The sequence below is a fragment of the Luedemannella flava genome, assembly GCF_039528515.1.
In the GTDB taxonomy this organism is placed as follows: Bacteria; Actinomycetota; Actinomycetes; order Mycobacteriales; family Micromonosporaceae; genus Luedemannella; species Luedemannella flava.
Genome location: NZ_BAAALT010000169.1, coordinates 1 through 529 on the forward strand (window position 1 = coordinate 1; position 529 = coordinate 529).

The 529-nt window shown below is 65.3% G+C and carries 1 protein-coding gene; it reads right to left on the reverse strand.

The window, feature by feature from the left end; all coding sequences use genetic code 11:
* Positions 1-344: flagellin N-terminal helical domain-containing protein (locus tag ABD211_RS23595; protein WP_486336262.1), on the reverse strand; the 344-nt coding region annotated here is incomplete at its 3' end.
* Positions 345-529: the final 185 nt, after the last annotated feature.

The following is a 529-nucleotide window of genomic DNA, read 5'->3' on the forward strand; positions in this document are numbered from 1 at the left end:
GTGTCGGCGGCCGCGCGGGCGTCGGTGTTGGAGGCACCGTCGTTGGCGGACTGGACGGCCAGCTCACGCATACGCTGCAGGATGGAGTGCGTCTCGGTGAGCGCGCCTTCCGCCGTCTGCACGACGCTGATGCCGTCCTGCGCGTTGCGGACGGCGACCTTGAGGCCACCGACCTGCGCCCGCAGACCCTCGGAGATCGCCAGACCGGCAGCGTCATCCGCGGCACGGTTGATCCGGAAACCGCTGGACAGCTTCTCCAGCGACTTCGACATCTGGTTGTCCGTCACGGACAGGTTGCGGTACGAGTTGATCGCCGCGATGTTCTGGTTAACGCGCAGACCCATGAGAAATCCTCCTTGGCTCGGGTCNGGACCTGAGTTTTCTGAGCGGAGAAATCCCACCCGGAAAAGCAGCAGTGGGGCGGGCACCCAACATGCCCGCCCCACTGCGTGAGGTGCTATTCAGTTATGCGACCAACTAGCGCAGCAGCGAGAGAACCGACTGCGGGGCCTGGTTGGCCTGGGCGAGC